Annotated in this window: 22 protein-coding genes; 13 read left to right on the plus strand and 9 right to left on the minus strand. The window is 62.5% G+C overall.

The genetic code is table 11. The features are described from left to right. Positions 1-442: 442 nt before the first annotated feature. The gene (locus ACFWEM_RS33360; RefSeq protein WP_378539912.1) at positions 443-622 is read right to left on the minus strand and encodes a hypothetical protein; all 180 of its coding nucleotides are present in this window, start codon (positions 620-622) and stop codon (positions 443-445) included. Between the two features lie 505 nt (positions 623-1127). Between ACFWEM_RS33360 and ACFWEM_RS33365 the strand changes: the two genes are divergently transcribed. The 4 genes from ACFWEM_RS33365 (at position 1128) to ACFWEM_RS33380 (ending at position 4577) form a co-directional block, all read left to right on the plus strand. Then, positions 1128-2132, plus strand: coding sequence for an Ltp family lipoprotein (locus tag ACFWEM_RS33365; protein ID WP_378539913.1), 1005 nt, complete (start codon positions 1128-1130; stop codon positions 2130-2132). Between the two features lie 203 nt (positions 2133-2335). Further along, positions 2336-2878 (plus strand): hypothetical protein, encoded by a 543-nt coding sequence (locus ACFWEM_RS33370; protein ID WP_378539915.1) that lies wholly within the window; start codon positions 2336-2338, stop codon positions 2876-2878. Further along, positions 2851-3438 (plus strand): hypothetical protein, encoded by a 588-nt coding sequence (locus ACFWEM_RS33375; protein WP_378539917.1) that lies wholly within the window; start codon positions 2851-2853, stop codon positions 3436-3438. Before ACFWEM_RS33370 ends, ACFWEM_RS33375 begins: the two co-directional genes overlap by 28 nt. Further along, on the plus strand, positions 3435-4577 hold the full coding sequence (locus ACFWEM_RS33380) for a hypothetical protein (protein WP_378539918.1): 1143 nt from the start codon (positions 3435-3437) through the stop codon (positions 4575-4577). Before ACFWEM_RS33375 ends, ACFWEM_RS33380 begins: the two co-directional genes overlap by 4 nt. 262 nt (positions 4578-4839) lie before the next feature. Here ACFWEM_RS33380 and ACFWEM_RS33385 read toward each other — a convergent pair whose 3' ends face one another. The 8 genes from ACFWEM_RS33385 to ACFWEM_RS33420 all read right to left on the minus strand — a co-directional run bounded on the left by ACFWEM_RS33385 (position 4840) and on the right by ACFWEM_RS33420 (position 12728). Continuing rightward, a complete protein-coding gene (locus ACFWEM_RS33385; RefSeq protein WP_378539920.1) occupies positions 4840-5322 on the minus strand; it encodes a hypothetical protein in 483 nt (160 codons plus the stop codon). Positions 5323-5459: 137 nt separating this feature from the next. Beyond that, positions 5460-5618, minus strand: coding sequence for a hypothetical protein (locus ACFWEM_RS33390; RefSeq protein WP_378539922.1), 159 nt, complete (start codon positions 5616-5618; stop codon positions 5460-5462). Between the two features lie 346 nt (positions 5619-5964). Continuing rightward, a complete protein-coding gene (locus tag ACFWEM_RS33395) occupies positions 5965-6762 on the minus strand; it encodes an N-formylglutamate amidohydrolase (protein ID WP_378539924.1) in 798 nt (265 codons plus the stop codon). 34 nt (positions 6763-6796) lie between these two features. Next, complete coding sequence (locus ACFWEM_RS33400; RefSeq protein WP_378539926.1) at positions 6797-7465, minus strand: hypothetical protein; 669 nt, start codon at positions 7463-7465, stop codon at positions 6797-6799. 108 nt (positions 7466-7573) lie between these two features. After that, the gene (locus tag ACFWEM_RS33405) at positions 7574-8800 is read right to left on the minus strand and encodes an insoluble domain protein (RefSeq protein ID WP_378539928.1); all 1227 of its coding nucleotides are present in this window, start codon (positions 8798-8800) and stop codon (positions 7574-7576) included. A gap of 76 nt (positions 8801-8876) precedes the next feature. After that, positions 8877-10211, minus strand: a complete 1335-nt coding sequence (locus tag ACFWEM_RS33410; protein ID WP_378539929.1) for a ParA family protein — start codon at positions 10209-10211, stop codon at positions 8877-8879. After that, positions 10211-10567, minus strand: coding sequence for a hypothetical protein (locus ACFWEM_RS33415; protein ID WP_378539930.1), 357 nt, complete (start codon positions 10565-10567; stop codon positions 10211-10213). Before ACFWEM_RS33415 ends, ACFWEM_RS33410 begins: the two co-directional genes overlap by 1 nt. Before the next feature lie 58 nt (positions 10568-10625). Further along, a complete protein-coding gene (locus ACFWEM_RS33420; protein ID WP_378539932.1) occupies positions 10626-12728 on the minus strand; it encodes an FtsK/SpoIIIE domain-containing protein in 2103 nt (700 codons plus the stop codon). Positions 12729-13994: 1266 nt separating this feature from the next. On the opposite strand from ACFWEM_RS33420, the gene ACFWEM_RS33425 reads away from it, so the two are divergent. The 9 genes from ACFWEM_RS33425 (at position 13995) to ACFWEM_RS33465 (ending at position 24572) form a co-directional block, all read left to right on the plus strand. After that, a complete protein-coding gene (locus tag ACFWEM_RS33425) occupies positions 13995-14321 on the plus strand; it encodes a hypothetical protein (RefSeq protein WP_073513654.1) in 327 nt (108 codons plus the stop codon). A 41-nt stretch (positions 14322-14362) separates the two neighbouring features. After that, on the plus strand, positions 14363-14761 hold the full coding sequence (locus tag ACFWEM_RS33430; protein WP_378539933.1) for a hypothetical protein: 399 nt from the start codon (positions 14363-14365) through the stop codon (positions 14759-14761). Continuing rightward, positions 14758-17805, plus strand: coding sequence for an ATP-binding protein (locus ACFWEM_RS33435; protein ID WP_378539935.1), 3048 nt, complete (start codon positions 14758-14760; stop codon positions 17803-17805). Before ACFWEM_RS33430 ends, ACFWEM_RS33435 begins: the two co-directional genes overlap by 4 nt. Continuing rightward, positions 17802-19913 carry a hypothetical protein gene (locus tag ACFWEM_RS33440; protein ID WP_378539936.1) on the plus strand — a complete coding sequence of 704 codons (2112 nt, stop codon included), beginning with the start codon at positions 17802-17804 and terminating at the stop codon, positions 19911-19913. The genes ACFWEM_RS33435 and ACFWEM_RS33440 overlap by 4 nt, the downstream gene beginning before the upstream one ends. Then, positions 19913-20746 carry a hypothetical protein gene (locus ACFWEM_RS33445; protein WP_378539937.1) on the plus strand — a complete coding sequence of 278 codons (834 nt, stop codon included), beginning with the start codon at positions 19913-19915 and terminating at the stop codon, positions 20744-20746. The genes ACFWEM_RS33440 and ACFWEM_RS33445 overlap by 1 nt, the downstream gene beginning before the upstream one ends. Then, positions 20743-22314 carry a peptidoglycan DD-metalloendopeptidase family protein gene (locus tag ACFWEM_RS33450; protein WP_378539938.1) on the plus strand — a complete coding sequence of 524 codons (1572 nt, stop codon included), beginning with the start codon at positions 20743-20745 and terminating at the stop codon, positions 22312-22314. Before ACFWEM_RS33445 ends, ACFWEM_RS33450 begins: the two co-directional genes overlap by 4 nt. Further along, complete coding sequence (locus ACFWEM_RS33455) at positions 22311-22901, plus strand: hypothetical protein (RefSeq protein WP_378539939.1); 591 nt, start codon at positions 22311-22313, stop codon at positions 22899-22901. Before ACFWEM_RS33450 ends, ACFWEM_RS33455 begins: the two co-directional genes overlap by 4 nt. Before the next feature lie 154 nt (positions 22902-23055). Then, entirely contained in the window at positions 23056-23637 is a 582-nt protein-coding gene (locus tag ACFWEM_RS33460) for a hypothetical protein (protein ID WP_378539941.1), read from the plus strand. Between the two features lie 113 nt (positions 23638-23750). Beyond that, positions 23751-24572, plus strand: a complete 822-nt coding sequence (locus ACFWEM_RS33465; protein WP_378539943.1) for an SDR family NAD(P)-dependent oxidoreductase — start codon at positions 23751-23753, stop codon at positions 24570-24572. Positions 24573-24650 lie beyond the last annotated feature (78 nt).

A 24650-nucleotide genomic window follows, 5' to 3' on the forward strand; every position in this document is an offset into this window, starting at 1 on the left:
CGTCGACCGGCTCGTCAACTCATCCCGGACCACCGCTCACCATCCTTGGCGATGCCGACGTTCGACGTCCTCTGATCCCGCATTGCCGCGAATGGCTAACGAGAACTGGAATCATCCTCTAACGCATGCGCTTCGGGATCTCATGCGTCGCCGACTCGAATTCCAAGGTCCTCATGAAAGGAATGCCCGACCTGGCAGCCGTGACACTCCACTTCGCCACAAGCTCAACTGTTTCCGCCGTTCTTCCATCAGATGCCCGGAAGAAGAAAATGAAGCAGTTGCTCAACCTGACAGAGCCAAAGCTCCGCCGGAGCAGTCGCGCTGATGGTAGCGAAGGCCCACAGGATCCACGAACGGAGGCCTCGAAGGCCTACCGCTGGGGATTGAAGTGGAGCGCCGGTAGAAAATAGCTCCAAACCTTTTGGGGTTAAGCGCAGCCTCCTCAGACAAGCACGAAGGCGGAATCCGTCGATCTGCAAACGGGGGTGATCACGTATCCGCCGGGAAAAGCGTCGGTGGACGGGTTCGGAGGCGCGCTCGAGTTGGCGGCACGCAACACCGTGGCGTTGCTGAAGAATCCGGGGATCGTGGAGATGACCGCGGTGGGTGCCGTGGCGGACATAATCCTGAGATTATTGGGCCCAGTCCTGACCGGCCTTGGATTGCTTGCGTTACGTGGTCGCGCGAAACATTGAGAGGTTCTCTTCAAAGAACACAACTCGACTTCGCCCGCTGATAACTCGAACTGATCGCGAAAAATCTTCGGAACAATCGAATCAGTTGCCGCATATGGATGGTTCCATCGTCAAAACCTGCTTCGTAGGTCCCTATACGGTGCCTTTGGACGCAGCGGGAGACGCCAAGAAGACGGTGGCCTTGCGGCTCTCGCCACAAAGCGACCCAACACGACCAGCATCCACATGAAGTAACAACAGACACTGAATGCCACCGCGGCATCGATCAGGACATCAACTCCGGAATCCAGAGGCCCTGCCGCGAGAATGATCCGCCTCTCATCCACGCGCACCGCTAGTGCCGCGACTCTGCACGCAGACGTGGTGCTGGCCCGGTGAAAAGTCCGGACCACACGGTATGCATGTTATGAGCAACCTGATAGTAATTACGATATGAAACGGACATTCGCCGCCACAGCGGCTTTCTCAGTCGCCCTGTTCATCGGCGGATGCTCCACCAAAACCGAATCTCCGCAAATCACCGCAGAAGCAGCGACCGCAGCGTGTCTAGACCAAGCTGACAAACTCGCTGCAACATTCACCAAGTCCACCGTCTCCGAACCCAGCGCCGAAGAGACCGACCACGGATACCGCATCACAGCCGGAGTCGAGAGCTCCACATCTGACGGGACAACGGTCAAACGGGACTTCACCTGCCTGGCCTACCTCGGTGACAACGGCATCGAAACCCGAGACGTCAACTGGACACCGACTACCGGCCAAACAACGAAACCACCCCAGACACTTCGCGAAGAGTACGACGCGCGCATGGCAGCAGGGAAGATCCAGAACCCTGCGGGCGCCTTCGATGAAGACACTAGATTCTGTGAAACGCTCCGCACAAGCGGCGACCCGGTACGCATCCTCGCGGAGGCAATCACCCGCCCCCGGAATCTCGACTCCCCCACCGCGCATCGGATCAGCCGCATCAAAGAAATGATTCCGATCCTGTGCGCCGACCAAACCGCTACGATTCAGCGCGCCACCGAAGAATTCAACCTCCACCCTGGCGCCCAACCCGTCACCCCGACAACGAAACCCGTCGTGGCGTCAACCCCTTCAGCCCCGCTTCCGAAGGCCACCTCACCGGCAAAGACAGAGCCAGGAATAACCGCTGGACAGAGGAACGCGGTCCGAGCAGCGAAGGACTATCTGGCCTACACCGCCTTTTCACGCCAAGGGTTGATCGAACAACTCGAGTTCGAGAACTACTCGACCGATGACGCCACGTTCGCAGTCGATTACATAGCACCCGACTGGAACATACAAGCAGCGAAGGCCGCGCAGGACTACCTCGACTACACCGCGTTCTCCCGTCAAGGGCTGATCGACCAGCTGATGTTCGAGGGCTACACCAGTGCCCAAGCGCAGTACGGGGTGGATCAGACCGGCCTGTAGCTACCCCACAACGCAAGAGCGTGGCAAAACTTCAACGCTCAAGTGTCGCAATCACTACACCGCAGTTTGGGTACGCTCCCACAATTCGTTTCTGAACCTTGCCCGGTCAAACTCGAATCGAACACCAATTGTCCAGGTCTGGTTTGGATATCGACTGTTTCGATGGTCGTGCGCCCCGCCCCAACTCTTGCAGAGGAAAACCCGTGACCGATGACTCCGCAGATCAGATCGCCCGAGAACTTCGATTGACCCCTGACGAGATGTTCACGCTACGCACTCTGCAAGCGCGAATGCTCCGCCTGGACTGGGAACACGAACGTAGAGAAGGCGATGCCCGCACCAAGAAACGGGATCGATTGCGCAGTTTCGTCGCCACCTCAATCCAGGAAATCCTCGCGTCAGAGGCAACAACCGAGTCCCTCGCGCAAGAACTGGCCGCTATCGAACACAGTCCATTTTTCGACCAGCTCAACTCTCTGACCAAACAGGGATCCACCCTCGCGGGCAAGGTGGGCCGCCGGTCGACATCTGTCGTCATCCTCGCCGAGCTGATCACGTTCAGCCCGTGGACAGACGGAACGACTTGGGGATCCGGAGTACGAAGATCCGCACTCCACTCCGCTGCACACGATCTCACCGCACTGCGCGAGAACGACCTCGACGCGATGACCACGGAGTTCGAAAGTTTGATGAAAGCACTGCGCCGCAAGTCGATCAAATGGGGCGCGTCGCCGCGGTCTCAGTAATCGGAGTGGGTGCCGGCGCATTGACCGCGGGGTGGGCTGCTGCACCGATCGGTGCAGCCATCGGCGGCACCATGGGGCTGACCGGCGCCGCAGCGGTATCAGCAGGTTTGGCGATGCTCGGCGGCGGATCCCTGGCTGCGGGCGGTTTCGGCGTAGCAGGCGGAACGCTCCTGCTCACCGGAGTCGGTGGGCTCGCTGGGGCAGGTGTCGCGGCAGCGGGTATCCGCTACAGCCCCTTGGGTTCTCACTCAATAGCAGGTGAGGCCGTCAAACTCGACCTGGTCGCACGCATGGTCCTCGCCGATGCACCTGACCGAGACGAGAAGATGCGGCGCGTCGTCGAAAGCCTGCAAGAGAGACTCAACGAAGTGACCGATCGAGTCGTCCTTCTCGTCGACACGATCAACACCCTCAAACGCGAGAATGCTGCAACATCCGCGGAGAACACCGACCTACGCGCCCGACTGAAGGATCTCGAGGAAGAGCTCGCAGAAACCAAGAAGGCTCAGACCACCCTCGAACTGGTCCGTGACCGCCTACCAGAAAAGATCGACGCATGAGCGAGGACGTCGAACGCAACCTCGACACCCAATCTCGACGACTCGACGACATCGAAGACCTCATCCGGGCAACCCTCGACGATCAAGAACCAGCAGTCCAACTCACCCGAGGTTCCCACCGCCAAACCTACGACGAACTCACTACATTCAACGACCACGTTCGCACGCAACGCGAATGGACCGAAATCGATCTGGACTCCGCCCTGACAGAGCAACAACGTCAGGCGTGGGAACTCTGGCAACACAAGCACCGCCTCGCCTGGTCCACCTCCGACCTCGTGACTGTCGGAGCCGTCGGTGTCATCGGAATGCTGTGCACCTGGTTCGACGCATCGATCGATCGCACTATACGAGATCGACTCAAACCCCTCATCTCCTCCGACATCGTCAGCGGGTGGGAGAAAGCCGGCAAGCAACTGCCCATCGACTACATGGGGCCGGATTTCGGAGGACGCGCGCACCGCATCAAAAGCGCCGGACACGATCTCGCGCGGCCGATCGAGGCGATCAGACAGATCATGGAAGGTGAAATCCGCGGCACCGTATGGCAAGCCGACGGAGCTACACGGGTGGCCGTCGGTGGTAAATTCCGGCAGGTCGATTCCTGGGCCGAGGCGGCTCTGCGACTTGCTCAGCATCTCCTCGCGGACGTGATCACGCCGATGAGCCTTCCTATTCCTGGTATGTTCTTCCTCTACGAGAGCGACAGCGAAGCGCTACGTGACTTCGCGCTCCACGCGTACAGCGGCCTCGAAGCAGGCAGCGGATGGAGCGTACGAAACGGTATCGTGACACCCGGCATGACCGTCCTCGTCACAGAGATTTTGCTACGCACCTACGTGCACCTCGACGTCTACCAGCAAACCGGAACTGCCCGACTCGATCCTCCACAAACGCGCCGAAGAAACGAACTACTCCTGGCGTCGCACAGCCTCATATCAGCCATTTCAATGGGAAAAGTGGCGGCTCAAATGACCGCACACTACTACTCAGGAAACTATGTCCGCGCCGTCCATCCCTCACATATCCGGCACGCCAACATTCCCGCTTCCTCCGCGCAGGCGCACTCGCCAGCACTGTCGTCAACGACGCCTACCGAGCCTCCAAAATACCCTCCGCTCGTTCATGGAACGATCTGATCTCCGCCACGGCACAACCATGGCAATTGGACCTCGTGAACAGCATCGAAAACCTCAGCAGCACAGAGCTATCGGCGGAGCACGATCCCTTCAGTGATCTCCCGTGAGAGTCACACCTCACGTATGATCAGCATCAACTACTGAAACACCTCGTCGCTCGACTCAGTCACCACAGACGCCGAGTTCGTCGAGATTCGAGATTGTGTTCTTTCGGTCGCCGAAGTGGGCCATGGAGTCAGATCAGCCTCGCTGCCTTGGTGACTCACAATCCCAATCGGACGCGGACCAACTCGTTTCCGTCGGCATATGTGTCGACATAGCGACCCGCACCGCGCTGGTAACGCGAATCTATCGATGTCGAGTCGTAAGCCATAAAGACCACGTCAGGGCGCCCTCCATTGAAAGCCGCATATGTGTTGTACTTCCAGCCATCGGGGGCATAGTCATCGTTCCATTTCAACCGCGCGACCGGGACGAATCCGGACCTCGCATAGATCGCCGGCAAGACGGTGTCAAAACAGTCCAACCTCTGCCCACCTGCAGCGACTGCAGTTTCGAGCATTGAATTCGCGGCACGGGGCTGGCTACTGTCTCGATGCGCGTAGAGGGAGACGATTTCATCGTCTTTCAGTGCGATACCGGAGCGACCGTCGTCGGTGACGAGCAGCCGCATCCCTGCGTACTCGTCGTCGCTGTAGACATAAACCGAAGCTGCGAACCTGTTGCCGTCTCGCAGTGTTTCCATTTGGCTTCGGTACGTCCCGGCATCACGCGGGTGCAGTTCGTACAGCTCCGGTGCGCTTTCCCCCAGGCTGCGAAGATGCTGGGCGCGCTCGTCCTGCAGTCGATGTACTGCGACCGGCGTGATGTGCCGGTCATCGATCAGAAGCCGTGGAACTTCGCCAGTTCGATCGCCGTGTCGTGCCACTCCTGCTCGATCGCCAGGCGCTCGGTTTCCGGTAGCTCCGGGCTCCATCCCCACCGACGCCAGAACGCTTCGCGCTCTTCCTGCGTCAGGGTCGGTGTCTCGTTCGCGGCCATTGCTGTTGTCCTTCGGGTCGTTGCGGATGGAGTCGGATGTTGCTCTAATCTGCTGCTCGCGTAGCACTTTGCCTGTTTCGAGGCGTTGCCGCAGATTCTCTCGCTTACCTGGATCGTCCTCTGCGCCGAGTTGGTTACGCAACTCGGTTTGTCCGCCGCGAGTGGCGTCGTATTCGGCGGATCTGACGTCGAGGTTTGTTTTCGCAGTGTCCAATCGGTGCCGGTTCCGGGTATCTGCGGGGTTCGCGTCGAACAATTCCTGTGCGGCGGAGAGTCTGCGGCGGGCTTTGTCGAGGCGCGCTCGCACGTGCGGGGTGCACCGGGGGCCGGGGTATTTCTGGCACATCTATCGGCTCCCTCGATCTGCCGCGTCGACGAGACGGCCGAGTATGGCGCCGAGGTTTTCGGCGGCGATGTCGACGAGTTCGCTTTTCTCGGTGAGGTATTGGTCGCGGCGTAGTTCGATCATCACCGAGTGCACGTGGGGATCGGTGTTGTAGTGGTCGAGTGGTACGTACGTGCCGGAAAATGGGGTGTCGATGCCGATGTCTTCGAGTGGGGAGAACGCGGCGTAGGCGGTCTCGATAAGCCAAGGCGGTGTGTGGTGTGGGTCGGTGCCGATGCATAGTGCGGGACGCTGTCCATCTGGGTGCAGCTCGTATGGCGACGGCAATGTCGGGTAGGAGTGGACGTCGATGATCACGGCGCGGCCGGTGGCGGCGATGCGGTCGGTCACCAGGTCGGACATCGCGGCGGCGTAGGGATGGAAGTAGTTATCGAGCAGTGTGTCTCGTGTGGCGTTGTCGGCGTTGCGTAGGACGTCTCCGTTGCAGGTTCGGGTGTAGACCGCGCCGCGGCCGACGGCGTTGAGTTCTTCGCGCTCGTCGGGGAATCGTTCCGGATCGATCACCAACCGCGAGAGGTCGTTGCGCAGTGTCCACGGTCGGGGTGTCACTGATTGCGCTGCGTGGTGTGCGATCACGTCGGTGTGTGCGTCGGTGATCTCGTCGAGTTCGGCGGCGAGTTGATCGTCGGTGACGGTCAGTGTCGAGCGAATCTCGGGTGGAATGGTGCGTGAGGCGTGCGGGACGTGCAAGATGACAGGCGAGGATGTATCGCCCGCGATCAGTGTTCTCGTGTTCACGAAATCTCCTTGGCAAGTGTGGAACTGGTGCCGGTTAATTGATGACGTCGACGAACCAGCGACCGTCGAGTTCTTTGGCGGTGACGGTCTGGGGGAACTGTGCGGGCGGTTGGCCGGGACGCATTTCGGTGAGAGCGACGGAGTAGATACCGGCCGCGATCGGTGTGATGCGCACGCAGTGGGTGGTTCCTGTTGGGACGGTGTCGATTCCGGCTTGGATCTTCTCCTTCGCTGGCAGCGAGGTGTCGGGGGTGGTGAGTGCACGGACGACAGTTCCGGAGCGGGTGACGTAGTAGGCGTGTTCGAAGGCTGCGATGACTCCGGGGCCGCTTTTCTGATCGCCGGGGTCGGTGCGGCATGCGGTGGGATCGATCTCAGCCGTGGGTGCGGAGGTGAGGGCGGGTGGGGTGACGTCGAGGGTAGGTGCCGTTTCCGAGGTGTCTGTCTCGTCGGTGATTCTTTCCTGTGCGCGCTCGTCGTTGCCGGAGAGAAGACGCAGGATGAACCAACCGAGCAGCGCGACCACGACAATCAGGGCAGCGACGTAACGCAGGCGGGGCGATCGGGAATCCTTCGTGCGCGGACGCTTCGGCGCTGGCGGAGGCGTGGGCGCGGTGACTGTTGTGGCCGTGTCGGCGCCTGCGCCGTGGGGTGTGCCGCCGAGTTGGTCGATCACTGCGGGGTGCCTTGTCGTGTTCGTCATCGCTGTCGCCTTTTCGGTGCTCGCGCCTGGTTCTGCAGTGGCGCATGGACAAGTTCAGGGTGGGCGGCGCGTTGCCGCCCACCCTGAACGGCTCTGATCATGCGAGCTTTACGCCGGAATACCCGCTCCGACTGCGTCGCTGATCAGTGAGGACGCCAGCCCGGGGGTGGCGTTGGTGAGGAATTCAGTGAGTGCGGTGTCGACGTGTTCGATGATCTGCTCTCCCCCGGGCTGGGCTGCGACGAAGTCGCGGGCCTGCTGGTCGATCGCGGGGGCAGCGGCGACGGTGTCGCGGACGGTGGTGGCTACGGCCTCACCGATGGGGCCGGAGTTCTCCCAGTCGGTGAGCGTGTCCTGGGTCTGGCTGGTGACGGCGGGTTGGTCGACGTCGGGGACCTCGATTTCGACGGGTTCGCCGAGTTCACCTGCACCGTACGCGACGGCCGCGGTGAATCCTGTTATTCCTCCGCCCAGTCCGCCGAGAACTAGAGCGGGGGCGCCGGCGAGGAGGGCGCCCGTACCGGCGCCGACGGCGGTTCCGGCGAGACCGCCTGCTACCCAGCCGATTCCGGGGACGAAGACGTTGCCCAGTCCGAGGCCGATGTTTCCGCCGACGATGCCGCCGATCAGCGCTCCTCCGATGGCGAACGGGGTCGCGAGGCCGATTCCTCCGGCGAGTGCTCCGGCTGCGGCACCGCCTACTTGGGTGGCGGCGTCGCGGCTGGCTTTGTCGACGGGGACGCCGAAGGAGTTCCAGCCGGAGGCGACTTCGGATTCGATGATGGCGGTGGTGTTGTTGGTCCGTTCGAGGTCGACGTCGGAGACCCAGTTCGGTTGCGCGATGTGGAAGGTTCCGATGCGGAGAGTGTCGCGGGGGGCGATGATCGGTGCGACGACGTCGACGGGGCCGGGGAGATGGAGCTGGGTGTAGTCGGTCGGGGTGGTGTCGGTGTAGGCGGGTGGTGTGTAGGTGTTGGTGTCGTAGTCCCAGTTCGGTAGCGGCTGGTACTCGATGTTCTGGTATTGCGCGGGTGGGTCGATCCAATAGATGGGCTCTGTGAGGGCTGGAGGTTCCGTGGCCGGCGGCGGGGTGGGTTCGGTGGTCACGCCGGACTGTCCGCCGCCGTCGGTGATGCCTGCTTGTCCCCCTCCGTCGGTGATGCCGGCCTGGCCGGGCGCTGCGATTGCCGCTGGTGCGAGCGTGATTCCGACGGCCACTGCTGCGGCCGCGACGACGGCGATGATGCTTTGGCGGGCGAGGGTGCGGCGGCGGTGTCGGCCGTGCCGGTGTGCGCGGCGGGCGGCTCGGTTTCCTGCGGTGGTGTCGAAGCTCATGTGGTGCCTTTCGTTGGGGAGAGTGCGGATGGGTGCCGGGAGGGAGGTCGGTGTGCGGAATCCGGCTGATACGGGGTCAGTCAGCGGCGTGGGCGATGAGATCGATGACGGTCGCAACAACGACGGTTAGGGATTCGGTGGTACTGCGCCGGAGCTTCGAGGGCGCGATGCGCTCTCCGGAGGCGAAGAGGGGCTCGAACGGCATCCGGGCGACCGAATGGACTCCGGCGTCGAGAAAGGCGTCGACAGCCTCGATTTCGACCATCGGTGCATCTCCCGGTCCGTCGGTGATGACGACGATGGTGCGAGCCATCATCGCCGGGCCGGCGTTTGCGGTGAGGTCGAGGAGCATGCGGTGCGCGGCTGCGGCGGCGTCGCGGCGGAGCGGGACGGGCACGAGTAGGACGTCCGCGTGGGTGGTTGCCCAGTGCCAGCTGCCGGCGAGGCGGTTGTTGCCGGTGTCGGCGATGAGGATCTCGCGGTGCTGGGACAAGATCTGCGCCGCGGCGTGGGCGTCGTCGTAGCCGAGACTGGATCCGTGGGCGCCGTTGTTGCCGGCGACGATGTCGTCCCCGCTTGGTTGGCGGGTGAGGTACTGCGAGAGCGCCGAGGGGCGGATGCTGCCGGGCTCGGCTGCGCCTGCGGCGATCAGTGAGAGCACGTCATGTCCGTCGCGGGGTGGGATGCTGACACGGTCGGCGAGGCTGCCGCCGACGTCGGCGACGTCGACGCAGACCGTGGTTGCGGCTCCGCGGTGTTCGGCGATGATCGCGTTCAGCCCTACCGCGAGTGGGGTTTTGCCGACGCCTCCTTTCGGGTTGGCGATGGTCACGATCGAGAACCCCGGGAGGGGGCCGGTGATGGATGCGATGGCGGCACGGTGGCGCATTTCGGCGGACTCGGGTTTCGGGGCGATGCGTAGGTTGAGGACGGTGTTGAGGCGGCCACGAAGTCCGGTGCGGGCGGGTTCGTGCGAGCCGGCCGCGATCTCGGGTGCTGCGAGCACTGATGTCGAGGTCGGTGTGCGCGCCGCGGGGACTGGCCGGGCATGAGTGTCTACTCCCACGGGTGGCGGTGAGTCACCGAGGGGTGTCACCGCCATCGTGACCGGTTCGTCGACATGATGATCCGGCCGCGGCTGTGGTGTGTCGGCGGGTGCGGGGATGGGTCCGGTGGGCAGCGATTGCGCCACCTTCCCGTCCGGTGCGACGGTGAGTTGGCGGGAGCGGCCCGCTTCCTGCACGGTGACCTCGACGGGTAAGCCTGCGTCGGCGGAGTGTTGTCGGCTGAACTGTGCGATCACCGCGTGGATCGACTGCCCGTTCTCGGCGGACAGTTCCACCTTCTCGTCCCCTGCCCCGCTCACGAGTGCGGTGCGCTCGGAGGTGATTTCGATGGCAAGGGTCGACATCACACGGTGGTTCCGGTGAAGGCTCCGACGCCGGAGAGTTCGGTGTCCATTTCGAGGACGATGGTGTCGGCCTTGTCGAGGGCGGCCAGGGCGTCGTCGCGGGCTTTGCCGTCGGGGAGTACTTCGATGATCTGGCGGCGGGTGGCGACGGCTCTTTTGATTTCGTCGAGTCGCGGAGCGGTCAGTTCCTGGTCTTCGCTGAGTTTCGGCAGCCATGTGGGGATGGCGTTTTTGAGGACGCGGCGGAGTTCGGTGATGACGGGGTCGCCGCCACCTTTGGGGGCTGCGAAGGGGTTTCGCAGCACGGTGATGTCGTCGGCGGTGGGGGTGATCGATTGAGAGATGCGGCGGCTCATGGGTGGACCTTTCGGGTGAGGGTTGTGCAGGTGTGTCAGCAAAGTCGGGGCTCCGGGGTCAGGGCGCGGCTGCGGTCGTGTCGGGTTCAGGGAGCAGGACGACTTCGTGTGGCCCGTAGGTGATGTGGTTCTTGACCCGCCCCGCACCGTGGAAGGTCAGGGTGGTTTCGGTGACGGCGCCGCTGTCTTTGTCGCGGATGACGGTGATCGCGGCGACGGTGGCCGGGTGTTCGTTGCCGTGTCCGTCGTCGACGAGGACGGTCATTCCTTCCGTGACCGCGGCCGCGGGTATCGCGTCGGCGAAGTCATCCCCTGGGTCGGCGGCGGGCGTGTTGTCGTGGTGGCCGAGGACGGTGGGCTCGGGAGCTCGGCCGTAGGCGCGGGCCGCTGTGGCGACGGAGCGTTCGGATTCGATGAAGTGGCGCAGTTCAGTCGAGTAGAACGCGATGTGCGGTTCCTGTTGAGGCCGCAGCCCGTCGATGATCTTCTTCTCCGAGTTCGAGAGTTGATTCCATTTGTTGGGGTGCGGGTCGACGTTCGGTGTCCACCACATCTGCGCATCGACGGGCACACCGTCGTTTCCGAGCGCGACTCCGCGGCCGGGGACCGAGGTGTCGATCTCGCGGCCGATCTGCGAGTCGCCCCACAGCATCATCGCGCCGTCCTGCGAGAGGTTGCCGAGGGAGATGCGGGTGCCGAAGTTGTCGCGCGCGTTGCCCGAGGCGCCGCCGAAGAGGGACGCGTCGGGTCGTTGCACACCGAGCAGGAGCCGGATACCGGCCGAGCGTGCGAGGACGGCGAGATCTGCCCACGCCCCGAGTGGGTCGAGTTCTTTGAGGAGATCGCGGGTTTCGTCGTCTCCGGTCTTGGCGAGGCGCTGCCATTTGCCGGAGAGGATGAAGAACTCGTCGAGGACAGCGATCAGGAGCGGAAGTTGGGACGGCTCGATCTTCTTCACGTGGACGTAGTGGTTGCGGGCCATCATTTCGCTGTGCAGGGCACGCACGAGCATCGCGGAGCGGACGGCGTCGTAGACGATGGCGGCGCACCCGGGGTAGCCCTCGAGCCCGTCGAGTTCGATCATTTTCGGGTCGACACCCAGGAACGGGATTCCTCGTCTAGATGCTTCGGTGAGCAGGGTGCGGATCACCGATGTCTTGCCGCCGCCGGTAGGTCCGACAATCAGGCAGTGAGGTTTGTTCGACTTGGTGGAAATGTCCCAGAACATGTTCACCTCCGATGCTGCCGTCGCGTAGGGCAAGTGACGCAGGTCCTCGTCGACCAATTCGAGAGGGTGATCGACGCGGGTGGGCAGTGGGGCGCGCAGGCTCATCAGGAGGTAGCCCTCGGAGGGAAACCAGTCGGTGGCCCAGGTACGGCCGGACTCGTGCTCGCCGGCGAGAGCGGCGAGGGCTTCATCGACCTTCTTCTGAAATCCGCGGGCACCGCTGGAGAGGGTGGGTGTAAAGGTGATCTTGAAGGCGGTTTCGACGTCGCCGTCGAGCGCGGCGACGCTCACGGCCGGCTCTTTCAGCGGTCCGTCTTTGAGGGAGTTCGCCAGTGCCTTGTGCCGCGGTGATCGGAGGTCCGGCTGAGTCAGCGTGCGGGTGATACGGATCCGGTCGCGGTGGGCGTCGTGGACGACGGTGTAGGTCCACTTGCTAGTGCGCCTGCTCGCGGAAGCCCGTACTGCGGTGGTGAACTCGTCGAGCTCTTTCGGACGGATAATGGCGCCGCGCGCAAGGGTGATGGTGGCGCTGCGCAGGGTGGTGATGCCAGGCGGGTATCCGACGATGATTTTGATCGGAGTGTGGCGGGTGCTTTGCCGGATTTGCGCGTCGAGTCCGGCGCGGTGACGGTGGGTGAGGAACCGTGCCATATCGCAGGCGAGCAGGCCGAGAGTGAGAGCGGCGAGCGGCCACCGATACTCGTGGACTGCGGAGACTGCGCCGTCCACTTGAGGGGTCGAGAACTGTTCGGCGAGTTCGAGGAGTCGCGGCGCGAAGAACGCGAGTGTCGTTGCGATGACAGCGAAAGGCGCCCACGCCCTGTACGGGCGGATGGCGGACTCCCCCGCCTGGCCTGTTCGCGCGTGGGGCTTGTCGGAGCCGAAGAGGTCGACGAGAAAGTCTTTGAGCGGATCCTGCTGGCTTCTGCTCACCGCCTACTCCTCTCACTCGAATCCAGTCCCGAGGCGGTCGTCGCCGGGGCGTGTGGGGTGCACTGTCACAGAGCGCGGGAAGCAATCTCAACCCGCCTGTGGATAACTTCTTTCGCGGGTGCGTGGTTGGAGCGTGCGTCACATACCCGAGCTCTGATACCGGGGAGCGATAGACACCCACCGCCTCAACCCGCGGCTGGTTCTGTTTGTGGCGCTGCGCATTACCGGTCGAAGTACCCACGACAGCATCGCCGCTACACCGTTTGGCGACTTGTTCGACCACCTACGCCACGGGCCCGATGACGATGTACAATGTGGGGTGATTGCGCCTTCCTGCGCCACTGTTCGCGGACCCCTTTCAGGCTCTCGAACGACTCGCTTCGTGAGGTACAGAACCCGGTGCACGAACGCCCGAGAACGGTGTGGACCACACCGCGGCAGGCGCCACGCCAGGACGATCCGGCGATACTCCGTACAGAACCCTGACCAGCAGTTGATTGAAATATGTTGGCGCGAAGCAATTTTGACTAGTACACTCCCCCTAGGCCCGAAGGGCCGGGGGAGTGACCCCGAAGGGGAAGCGTGAATCGGGCCCCTGAATTCCACCTCCGATCGCGACCTCTGCAGGCACCCTCGATGCGGGACTCTTCGAGCACCGGGCGCACAGCCTGCCACACGTGCGTGCTGAACACGCTATGCATGCAGAGCATGCACACCACGCAGGTGGTGGCGGGGAACCGTTCTTCGAACTTCTGATCATGGCCACGGCGCGGGTGCCTCGAGCAAGCTCGAGCAGGGGCGACTCGCACAGCTGGCGGACACGTTCCGAAAATGGTTCTGCGCCAGTTTCTTCCGGCGGACGACGCCCACCGAGCTCAGCGAGGGAGACAAGTGTCGATCTCTATGGTCTGCGGCGGGTCCGTCGACGATGCCCGTTCGCATCTCTCTGCTGCTCTACTTGAAGGAACGCTCCCCTCGGGATATGGGAAGTCCCGGCGGACACCTGCAGCGAAGACCGTTCCGTGGCCGCGCTCCCCCTGCATTCGAGTTAGTTCCCGCGATCGCCGAGGGATCCCCGACGGGTGAATCGCGACACCTGCACACACTCCACATGACGACACGCGCCAGCGCTGATCGACCAGCGCGCCAACCGCGGAACCGCGAAAGTTATCCACAGGTTGCATTGAAATTCCTGCCACCACTCTTCTACGTTTCGCGCAACCACATTCGTGGGGTCTGGTTTCACCACCGTGTTGGAGAGTGCTCATGTTTTCTCTTGCTTCCACCGTGATCGACGTGTCGATCCCGGCGACGCATCCACCGCTCGCCGCAGACGCGGTGACCCTCGCGCAGTCGACGGACGTCAATACCGGTGGTCTGCGCGCGTGGATCAAGGACAACATCGTCTTCACCATCCTCATCGCCCTCGCGTGTGTGGTTCTCGTCGGTGGGCTCAAGGGCAATTTGTCGCGGGTCTTCACCGTCGGCGGACTCGGGTTGTTCGGGCTTGCCTACCTCGGTATCGCGACATCGGAATCGGCGGCCACGGGGATCGGCAATTGGCTTCTCGGGCTCGTCGGTATCTCGACCTGACCGCTGATGCCTGCGCAGAGAATATTCGAAGGGGATGCTCAGTGATCGACAACGACGACCTGATGTACCGCGTGGACCGGCACTACCTCGGTCCGACCGGCTATCCACTGCCCGTGCGGATCCGCTACACGGCCGGCATCGTCGGCGTGGTTGCTTTCGTGGTGGTGTTCGTGATCGGTCGCGGAATTCTGCTCGTCCCACTCGGGTTCAAATCGCTGATGGTGATGGCCGTGATCACGGTGTGGCTCACGACCCGGATCGCGAAGTTTGTCACCCCGGACCGCCCACTGCGGTCGGTTCTCAAGGCCGCCCTCAACGACCTCGTTGCACCGCGCCCACCGAAGCGTGGTGCACCCGTGTTCATCTCGCTGCCTCAGCGGCTGACTACAGGAGAACGTGCCGTCGTACCTGTTCGCCTCGACGGTGAGGATCACCGATGACCGTTCCCGAAAACGACATTGCGGCTCTGTTCGATCCGAAACTCGACGACCCGGTTCCGGTCATTCCTCCCGGTGCGCTCCCGCCGTCGTGGGCGGCAGTGCAGTCGCATGCTTTGCAACCTGCGCGTGCGTGGTCCGAAGCCGAACCCGCACACGCTCTGGATGGTTCTGAATACGACGACGGCGAGGACGACACCGACGGCCACACTTCCCCTGCAACCGAGCTGGACCACGTCGCAGACAACGTGCTGGGCCGTCAGCGTCGCCGCACAGGCGAAAAACGTGCAAAGTCGGCAACAGATCGAGACAAGGCCGCAGCGAAGAAACGTGCCGACCGCGAACGAAAAGCGGTACGCCTGAAACTGACCGGCACATCAGCGAACATCACCCGCACCGCGACCACCTCCACCGCATGGTTCGTCCAACGCCAGGGGCCGTGGAATTTCCGCACCACCGGAAAGCAGCGCCGCTTCATCCAGGACGAAGCGATCATCCTGACCAACCTGCAGAAGGCCGGCGTCGGCAAGCTGCATCGCCGCCTCGTGCGCACCCCGTTCCCTGTCGCGCAGTGGGCGGTCGATCACGACAAGTGGGCAAGCCCGATTCCCGATGTTCCCGGCGCACTCTCGTGGGCGGACTATCTGCGCGGGCAGCAGCATGCGATGTTGTGGTCCAACGCGACGATCAAAGGTCGCTACTGGGGTATCGAACTGCCGCAACGCTCCTCACTGGGCCAGGGGTTGGACTGGACCGCCCGGATGCTGCGCCACCTCGCCCACTGGCCGCTGCTGGGCAGAGTGTGCACCGGGGTGAACCGCTGGGCCGACGACGCCTTCGAGCGGGAGCAGAAGGCCCTTGCCGATCACCTCGCCACAATCGAACGAATCATGTCCGGCCGCGGTGTGAAAGCAACACCGGCCACACCGGCCGCGATCGACTACTTGCTGCGCCGATCAGCGACCATCGGTCTACCGCTCGAGGCTGGCGGTGCGATCGCCGGCGCCGGAGATTGGGAAGAAACCGACGTCGCCGCCCTCGAAGACCTCACCGACCTCTCCCTCACCCCAGGCGACGGGTACACCACCGTCTCCGGCGTCGTCGACGGCCGCAAGTACACCGGCGTGGTGATCGTGCTGACGATCGGCCGCATGGCTCCCCTACCGATTCCGGAACGAATGCTGCCGTGGCAGATCATCGGGGACCCGTCCGGTGAACCTCTCGAATGGTCCGATCGCATCGAGCTGCACGACAAAGCGAAAACGATCCGCACCATGCGCTCCCTGACTGGCAAGATCGAATCGCAGTTCGACCACTACACCGTCGAACACGATCAAGTCCCGCCGAAAGAGTTGGCGGAGCAGCACTCCCGCGCACAGGACGTGATCTCCGACGTCGAAGAAGACCATTCCGGACTCTCGACTCGAACCACCGGGTGGTACCGCCTTGCAGTGGTCGGCACCGACCCCGACGATGCGCGGCAGAAAGTCTCCGATCTGCAGGAGATGTACTCCCCGCACATCGCGCTCGAACAAGAGCACGGCCAATACCAGTTGCTGCGCGAGTTCATACCCGGTGAGCCGCAAGCCAACATCGCCAACAAACGGCACATGGATGTCGAAGCAGTCGCCGCCGGGATGGCGACCGTCAGTGACCGGATCGGTGACCGCCGCGGTGTCGTATTGGGCGAGACCGGATCCATCTCGCCGCGCCCGGTGATCTGGGACCTGTTCGCTGCGCACGAGATCAAGCACAAGTCCGGTCTGACACCGATCGTCGCCGTACCAGGTTCGGGTAAGACGTTCCTGGCCGGCATGATCGTCTACCAAGCCGTGAGAGCCGGCGCGTATGGCGTCGTCCTTGACCCCTCCGGTCCGCTCGCTGCGTTGGCCGGACTATCGGAGTTTCGTCACATCGCCCGCGTCTACGCTCTCACCGGTCGCGATTCACGTGCTGGCGCGTTGAATCCGTACCGCGTGATCACCGATCCTCGTCGTGACGATCCTGAGTACGACGCTCGCAACGTCGAGTTCGCTCGGGATACAGATCCGTTCGCGGCGGCGCAGTCGAAGTTCGATGCGGATATGCGTGCAGCTGCCGCCGAGCGTGTCGAGGTCGCGGTCTCGGTGCTCAAGATGATGCTCACCGAACGGCATCTGCATCTCGACCACACCGAACCCGTGCTGCACATGGCTGCGAACATGGTCGGTGGCGACAGCAACCACAACCTCCGAGAAGTGTTGGCCGCGATCCAGTCCATCGGAGTGAGCGATCCGGACCAAGCCGTCAAAACGTGCGCGAACGGGTTGTACCAGCAGCTCAGTTTGATGTCGGAGCTGACTGAGGCGCGTGTGCTGTTCCCGGAGGAGGGCACGATCGGCAGTGGAGCGGATGCGTTCGATGCCGACATCCGTCTGACGATCCTGACGATGCCGGGCCTGCAGCTACCGCCCGAAGGCACACCGTCCTCGCAGTGGACACCGCAGCAACGGATGACGGCGCCGTTGATGCACATGGCCGCGTGGCTGGCGAACAGACTCGTCTACGAAAAGCCTCGCCATGTGCGCAAGGTGCTCTTCCTCGACGAAAACAAATACCTCGAATCGACTGGCGCCGGCCGCACACTCAACCTCCGAATCGCGCGCGACTCACGCAAATTCAAGGTCCGCGCCCTGGTCTGCTCACAGCTTCCGGATGATTTCCTCGGATTGGACGGCAGCGACGACAAGACCGCCCTGACCTACGAGGTGTTCGTCGGTGATGTCGGCGGTGATCCGCATGCAATCGAAGGTGCCCTGAAACTGCTCAAACTTCCCGCCGGGCAAGGGTTCGAGCAGTTCCTCGCTGAACTGGGCAGCGGCGGTGAGGACACTCTCGACGAGGACACCGACACCTCGTATCAGGACGAAGCGCGGCGCTGGATGATCCGGATGGCCGACGACGTGGAGCTGGTGCGTTCGAGCTGGATTCACTACGTGCATCTCGCGCATGTTTTCGCGGCGCTAAATTCCTCCTCGGCGAAGAACGCCCTCGGCGGCGCCGCATGATCACCCGCAGAGAGCTCAGAGCGCCCTCGGCAGAGCTGGATGAGGCAATCCCTCACCGATCGAGCGTTCGGGCGCTGACCGTCAATCTGGCGCGGGTTCTCGCCGTTCTAGCGCTGGTGCTGGTGCCCCTCGTCGCCCCGGGTGGGCCGATCGCATCTGCCAGCGGATTCGACTGCAAAGACGTCCCCTCCCCCGAGTTCCCGAACTCGGTGATGGCCGCCGAGTTCGATTCCTCGAGCAAAGACCGCGAACCGAAACGGGGCGGCACCGGCTACGAAACCTACGGGTGGGCCGGATTGCGCTGGTACACCTACGACCTCGGCTGCGGCAACGACCTGGTCCGCGCACCCGACGCCGTCGCGGACACCACCCTGGGCAACACGTTCCTCGCAATCGGCAAGGGATTCGCAGCTGCCGCGTTCTGGCTCGACGACCAGACGAAGACCGGTGCAGCTGCCGAAGAGGCCGGGATCGCCCCGGCGATGGTGCAGTTCGACCAGATCGTCGCCTCGATCTCCAACGGAATGCTCGGTGTCTACGGAACGTGGCTGGGTGTGGCATTGATGGTGGTCGCGACGATCATCATCTGGAACGCCCTCAAATCGAATGCCGCGGCCGTGACCCGCACCGTCGCGATCGCCGGCGCTGCAATGGCCATCGGAGCACTGTTCGTCGGCGCACCGCAAAAAGCCATCCAGGTCGCCGACGACACCTTCGGATCGGTCATCACCGACACACAAGGTCAGATGCTGTCTGTGTCCGGAAACACCGGAGACCCCCGCAATGTGCTGATCGACAAGATCTTCCTCGACGACTGGCGCAAGGGATGGTTCGGCGCGAATTTCAACGACCAGGAACTGCAACTTGGACCGAAGCTCCGCGACACTCTGGCATTTTCGTACGCGGAGCAGCAGAACGTGTCCGGCGACAACGAGGCTGCAAGTGAGCTTGCAAGCAAAAAAGGAGAGGATTTCGAGAATAATCTGGTTGAGAAGCTGAAAGATTTGAACCTTTCCTACAATCAGTTCCAGGGCAAAGACTCCGGACGCACCGGCACAGGGTTCATGGCGATGATCAAACTCGCCATGCCCTCCATCCTTTGGATCGGCGCATCCATCCTCAAACTCACTGCGCTACTGGCTATTCGACTCGCAATTCTCTTCGCACCGATCTGGGTTCCGATCGCCGCCGCACACGGCGGCACCCTCTCGCGCGTGTGCCGCATGATCGCCACCGCCTACATGTGGGGCGTGGCCGGCGCAGTCATCATCGCGCTGTATCTGATGGCGCTGGTCAAGCTGTACGACACCGACAACGGCCTCGTCGACGGCACGTGGCGGCTGTGGTTCATGGTCATCTTGACGGCGGTGTGCTGGTTCATCATGCGGCCGTTCAAACGGATGACTCAGACCTTCACCCAGAACCAAGCCGGCGCACTCAATCGCAAAGCGCGTCACGCTCAGACGTCGATGAAGCAAAAGTTCTTCAAGGCCGGCAGCGCCGTCGTGGGCGGTCCCGCGGCGTCGATGGTCGAGGAAGGTGTCGGCGCGCTTCGGAAGGCCACCAAACGCGGTGGTGACCTCGACAAGGATTCGGTGACACCAGTGCGTCCGGAAGGACGCGAGTTGAATCAGCGACGTCGCCACGAGGTCGACAAATCGCGTGTCGATGCACGCAAGACGATGGATCGCCAACAGCGTCTGACGGATTCGCGGAAGGACGCCCAGGACGTGCGGCGCGGAAGACTCGCCGATACCGCCAAGAATTCCGCGGGCACCAAGCGGCCCATGTCGGATCGACCACAAACCGCCGGTCCCACTGCCAAACCTAGCCACACCGTCGCTCGACAGCTGATCGGAATCGAGGCCGGTTCACCGCGCAGCACTTCGTTGGTGAGTGAGACATGGGACGGGGGTCCGCGGTCGAGTATCGCGCCGATGAAGGTGTTCACTGCGTCCTCGCGGGATGCCCCCACCGGAACTCCGATGCCTCGATCGGGTGCGACGCGCTCGAGCTCGTCGACTCCTCCGCGGTCGACGGCACGACTGTGGACGCCGTCGTTGACCTCAGCAGGCACTTCGTCCGATTCGACCGACAGGTTCAGCTGATGCCCTCCAGCACAGCCAATCCCGTCCTAGCACCGATCCGGCGGTGGGTTCTCTATTCACGCACCAACCTGACGATCACGATCGTCTCTGCGTTCGGGGTGCTGTTCGTGGCGGGAGCAGTGTTCGGCCAGTCCCCCGCTCCGTCGAATACCGCCTCGAAGATCCCGGCCTCCACCGCATCAACGACAGGAGCAGCGTCCTCGACCCCGGGTGATCTGAGCTACGAGTTGACCGAGGTGACCGAATCTTCCATTGCCGGCAAGTCGATCGCGTCGGTAGCCGAGAGCGCACCGGCGACAGCGATGGCCTACGCGCACGTCTACGTCGATCAGTCACTCTCGAACAGCGAATGGAAGACCAAGCTGGGCGTGCACACCGCCAAAGCGCCCGGCGTGACGGTGATCAATGCCCGCCCGCTCGTACCGGTCGCGATCACCGGCCCGACGCGCAGTGAGATCGTGGCCGGCACCGGCGGCGAGAGCGCCGTACGGGTCATCGTCCCGACGCAGGCCGGAAATCTGCGGATCACGCTCAAAGTATCGGGCACCGACAAGGGGTCGACATGGCAGATCCAGACGCCGCTGCCCACCCTCGACCGCAGCGAGATCGACAGGCTCGGCGTACCTTCCCTCGCGAGCCCACCGACCTCGGAAGCTGCTACAACCACCACGACGCCGACATCGACGTCCTCGCCGAGCACTACCGCGACCACGACGCCGACATCGACCACCTCGGTCGCTGTTCCCTCGGCGGACCTCGAGCCGGCACCAGTTCCCGTTCCCGGCCCAATCCCGATTCCCGACCTCGACACACCGCTCCCGGGAACGCTGTGAGTCGCCGCCGTGCAGCGGTGGCCCTGACCGTCACCGCGGCCACCGCCGCGATCCTGGGGCTGTCCGGATGCACCCAGCAGGCGGTGTTCCCCCACAACCGTTGCGGCGGAACCTCGTCGAGCGAGCGAGACGACAAGGGATCCTCTACGGGAAACATCGAACTGAAAGAATCGGGACCGATCACCCAGCCAACGAAGGAGGGAACGACGACGTTCACGTCCCCGTTCGGGCCCCGCTGGGGAACCGAACACAAAGGCGTCGACTTCGCTGGCCCCGTCGGGACACCGATCTACGCGGCGCTCGACGGTGTTGCGGTGAAGGCCGGACCCGCATCCGGGTTCGGGAACTGGATCGTGCTCGACTCGCTCGTCGACGGAAAACCCGTGAGCACCGTCTACGGCCACATGTTCGACGACGGTGTCCTTGTCAAGGAAGGCCAGCAGATCAAGGCCGGCGACCATATCGCGAACATCGGAAACAACGGCCAATCCACTGGCGCACACCTGCATTTCGAATACTGGGACGGGGGACGGCTGCAGGGTGGAACCGCTGTCGATCCGATGACCAAGCTCGGCGGAGCCCCCTTTTCCGCCGGCGAAGCGGGTGGTGATTCTCCTGCCATCGAGCTGGCCGCGTCATCATCGTCGATCGACTGCGCCGGCTTCGGCGTGGCAGGTGGCGGCGATCTCAAAGCCGGTTCCGTTCCTCCGGAGATGGAACCGTGGTTCCGCAAGGCCGGATCGCTGTGCCCCCAGATCAAGCCCTCCCTGTTGGCCGCAGACGCGAAAGCCGAATCCGGCTTGACCCGTGGCCTGACCTCCGGCAGCGGAGCGCAAGGTATCACGCAGTTCATGCCGCGAACATTTGCTTCTTACAGCCAGGACGACGACAGAAACGGCAAGATCTCGATCTGGGACGATGGGGACGCGATCATGGCTCAGGGCCGATACTTCTGCTCCATCGCGGCGCAGGTCGACGGATGGATTGCCGACGGATCGGTCAAGGGCGATCCGAAATCGCTCTACATCGCTTCCTACAACGCGGGTGAAGGCGCGGTGAAGAATGCCGGTGGAATGCCCAGCGGCGGTGACTACACCACCCAGACACAGCCCTACGTCGCGAAAGTCCTTGCACACGAAGCAGAATTCGCAGCACCCGGAGGTAGCGGCGAACTCGTGGTCTCGCCCGGTTCGGCGTCCGGATCGCAGGTTGTCGACGCTGCCCGCCGATTCCTCGGCACCCCGTACGTCTGGGGCGGCGGCAACATCAACGGCACCACCGGCGGTGGATTCGACTGCTCCGGACTGACCAGTTACGCCATCTACCAGGGAAGTGGAAACAAGATCACCCTGCCCAGGACATCCGAACAGCAGTGGAACGTCGGAGTCGAGATCCCGATCGACCAAGCACAAGCCGGGGATCTGGTGTTCGGTTCGTGGGCCGGAACAGGTCCGGGGCACGTCGGCGTCGCAATCGGCGGAGGCCAGATGATCCATGCTCCCACCACGGGGGACGTCGTCAAACAGGCTCCACTGCAGAGCGATATGAAAGCAAGGAGGGTTCTGTGAGCAACGCACGCAAGCTGGTTCTGCTCGCCGTCGCTGTCGTTCTCGTCGGGGGACTGGTGTACTTCCTCTCCAGTCGAGGCAACGAGACGGAAACTGCGACAGCCGAACAGACCACCCCAGCACCGGCGCCGCTGACCATTTCGGCGTCCCCGGCTCCGACAACAATCGACATCACCGAAGATCCGGATACGGAGGCGGCCGAAAACAATGCTCGCCAGGCGCTTTCCGTGGCGTTCACCTGGTATCCGGCAACGGACCGCAGCCCCACCGACGGATACGCACGCGCCCGGGAATGGTTCACCGACGCCATGTCACAGACCTTGCTCAACGTCGACAGGCACACCGAACGCGGCCCAGGAGCACAGTGGAACCAATGGGCCTCCAATAACGCCAAAGTGGTCGCCGACGTGACTGTGGGTTGCTCCGGCTGCCCACCAGATACCGATGCACTCGTCCACCGAGTCGCCAGCATCCGCCAGACCGCAATCACCGGAGATGCGACCAATCTTGTTGTACCGGATACGACCCTGTGGGTCACGCTCTCCAAGGAGTTTGATCAATGGCGCGTCGACGCCATTCAGTACTGAATAACCAATCCACCACCACTAAGGAGCGGGGGACCGTCCTTCGAAATGCAATCGATAGACGACTTCGAGAATGTGATCGAATATTACTTGTACACAAGCCTTTTCGCGTTCTGTGCTACACCGGTCGCGTTAGACTGAATCGACGAGGAGACTCATGAAAAAACGTATTACCGTGGTCACTGCACTCCTTGCGTTACTGCCACTCCTGCCTGCATGCTCGACACCAGCGACACAGAGGATCGCCAGCCCCAAAGAACCTGCCGGCACAGACGGCGACCGGACCGGGGTCGTCACGCCGGCCGAATCCTCCCTCTGGCCAGGAAACTTAGCGATCGGCGTGGGAGACATCCAAAGCAATCAATTCATCACCACACCGGCCCCCGACCAGGTCCAAGCTAGGTGCATCGGAGCAGGAGACAATCTCACGATCGACATCACCGCACCTAACGGTTGGAACGCCCTACTTACGCATGGATCCCAAACCATCGCCATCGAAAACAAGGAACTCGACTACCCCTTGCAGGAATTCACCACTCCGCAAAGCGCACTCGACAGCAAGAGCGAATCGAATAACAAGTTCGGAACGACCGACCTCTTCCTGCCTGGTGTGACATGGGATCTCCCACAGCTCGGCGACGTCGAGATTCAGCTAAGCCAGAAGACACCACCCCACTGGCAAATCCGAGCAAGGGAGAGAGTCACCATCGACATGCACGTACGGTGCGAAGGGACGTAGCCCCATGCTTAAGCCAAGAACGATACCGCCGGTGGCCATGTAACCGGCAATAGCCGATTCGCACTGATACGCCAGCATCTGTGTCCCGTTTCGTTGCCGGATAGTGTATGTAGGTGAGCTATTTTGATGGTCGGGTTGTCGCAGTGACAGGTGCAGGTGCGGGGGTGGGCCGCCAGCTGGCCATTCAGTTGGCGAGACAAGGCGCGTCACTTTCGCTGATCGACCGCGACCAACATGCACTCAATCAAACGATCAGCTTGATAGGCACGCAATCAGGTGTAAGCCGCATGTCGGTTGTAGACGTTTCCGACCGTGACGCTATGCATGCCTGCGCCGCTGAGACATTCGACGCTTTTGGGAGCATTGACGCAGTATTCAACAACGCTGGCGTCCTCTACACCGGGGACGTGCTCGATGCTGAGTTCGATGACTTCGCGCGTGTAATGCGGACGAACTTCTGGGGTGTAGTCAACGGATCAAAAGCGTTTTTGCCCTTCATATTTCGATCGAATGAGGGAAACATCGTCAATGTTTCCTCTGCATTCGGTTTGATGTCGGCGCCCGGATACTCGGCATACAACGCAGCCAAATTTGCCGTCCGAGGTTTCACCGAATCGCTACGGCAGGAGATGTTGATTCTGCATCCGCAAGTCAAGGTGTCTTGCGTCTTCCCTGGTGGAATCAAGACCTCGATTGCACGGACTGCCCGTATGGCTGCGCCGATAGACAGACAAGCAGTCATCGAGTCCTTCGAACACAGCATCGCGAGAACCGAACCGGAGAAGGCCGCGCAGGTTATCTTACGTGGCGCAAAACAAGGACGCCCCCGGATACTTGTCGGCGTAGACGCTCGAATCATCGACGTACTGACCAGAATCTCCGGATCTGGATACCAACACCTGATACCGGCCGCGAATAAGGCAAATCGCTCCTAGCCTGCCCAACGAAGTCCGTATGAGGACATTGCGCCCACCAGCCTGGGACCTTTTCCCGTTATCGGCGGTTACATGTAC

Source organism: Rhodococcus sp. NPDC060176 (assembly GCF_042728675.1).
Taxonomy (GTDB): domain Bacteria; phylum Actinomycetota; class Actinomycetes; order Mycobacteriales; family Mycobacteriaceae; genus Rhodococcus_F.

What these genes read in the sequence shown, in the direction of transcription:
- ACFWEM_RS33365 (WP_378539913.1), top strand. Translation starts at nt 1,128, where the DNA reads ATGAAACGGACATTCGCCGCCACAGCGGCTTTCTCAGTCGCCCTGTTC.
- ACFWEM_RS33400 (WP_378539926.1), bottom strand. Translation starts at nt 7,465, where the DNA reads ATGACGAACACGACAAGGCACCCCGCAGTGATCGACCAACTCGGCGGC.
- ACFWEM_RS33425 (WP_073513654.1), top strand. Translation starts at nt 13,995, where the DNA reads ATGTTTTCTCTTGCTTCCACCGTGATCGACGTGTCGATCCCGGCGACG.
- ACFWEM_RS33440 (WP_378539936.1), top strand. Translation starts at nt 17,802, where the DNA reads ATGATCACCCGCAGAGAGCTCAGAGCGCCCTCGGCAGAGCTGGATGAG.
- ACFWEM_RS33410 (WP_378539929.1), bottom strand. Translation starts at nt 10,211, where the DNA reads ATGTCGACCCTTGCCATCGAAATCACCTCCGAGCGCACCGCACTCGTG.
- ACFWEM_RS33445 (WP_378539937.1), top strand. Translation starts at nt 19,913, where the DNA reads ATGCCCTCCAGCACAGCCAATCCCGTCCTAGCACCGATCCGGCGGTGG.
- ACFWEM_RS33385 (WP_378539920.1), bottom strand. Translation starts at nt 5,322, where the DNA reads ATGGAAACACTGCGAGACGGCAACAGGTTCGCAGCTTCGGTTTATGTC.
- ACFWEM_RS33460 (WP_378539941.1), top strand. Translation starts at nt 23,056, where the DNA reads ATGAAAAAACGTATTACCGTGGTCACTGCACTCCTTGCGTTACTGCCA.
- ACFWEM_RS33405 (WP_378539928.1), bottom strand. Translation starts at nt 8,800, where the DNA reads ATGAGCTTCGACACCACCGCAGGAAACCGAGCCGCCCGCCGCGCACAC.
- ACFWEM_RS33375 (WP_378539917.1), top strand. Translation starts at nt 2,851, where the DNA reads ATGGGGCGCGTCGCCGCGGTCTCAGTAATCGGAGTGGGTGCCGGCGCA.
- ACFWEM_RS33435 (WP_378539935.1), top strand. Translation starts at nt 14,758, where the DNA reads ATGACCGTTCCCGAAAACGACATTGCGGCTCTGTTCGATCCGAAACTC.
- ACFWEM_RS33380 (WP_378539918.1), top strand. Translation starts at nt 3,435, where the DNA reads ATGAGCGAGGACGTCGAACGCAACCTCGACACCCAATCTCGACGACTC.
- ACFWEM_RS33390 (WP_378539922.1), bottom strand. Translation starts at nt 5,618, where the DNA reads ATGGCCGCGAACGAGACACCGACCCTGACGCAGGAAGAGCGCGAAGCG.
- ACFWEM_RS33360 (WP_378539912.1), bottom strand. Translation starts at nt 622, where the DNA reads ATGTCCGCCACGGCACCCACCGCGGTCATCTCCACGATCCCCGGATTC.
- ACFWEM_RS33415 (WP_378539930.1), bottom strand. Translation starts at nt 10,567, where the DNA reads ATGAGCCGCCGCATCTCTCAATCGATCACCCCCACCGCCGACGACATC.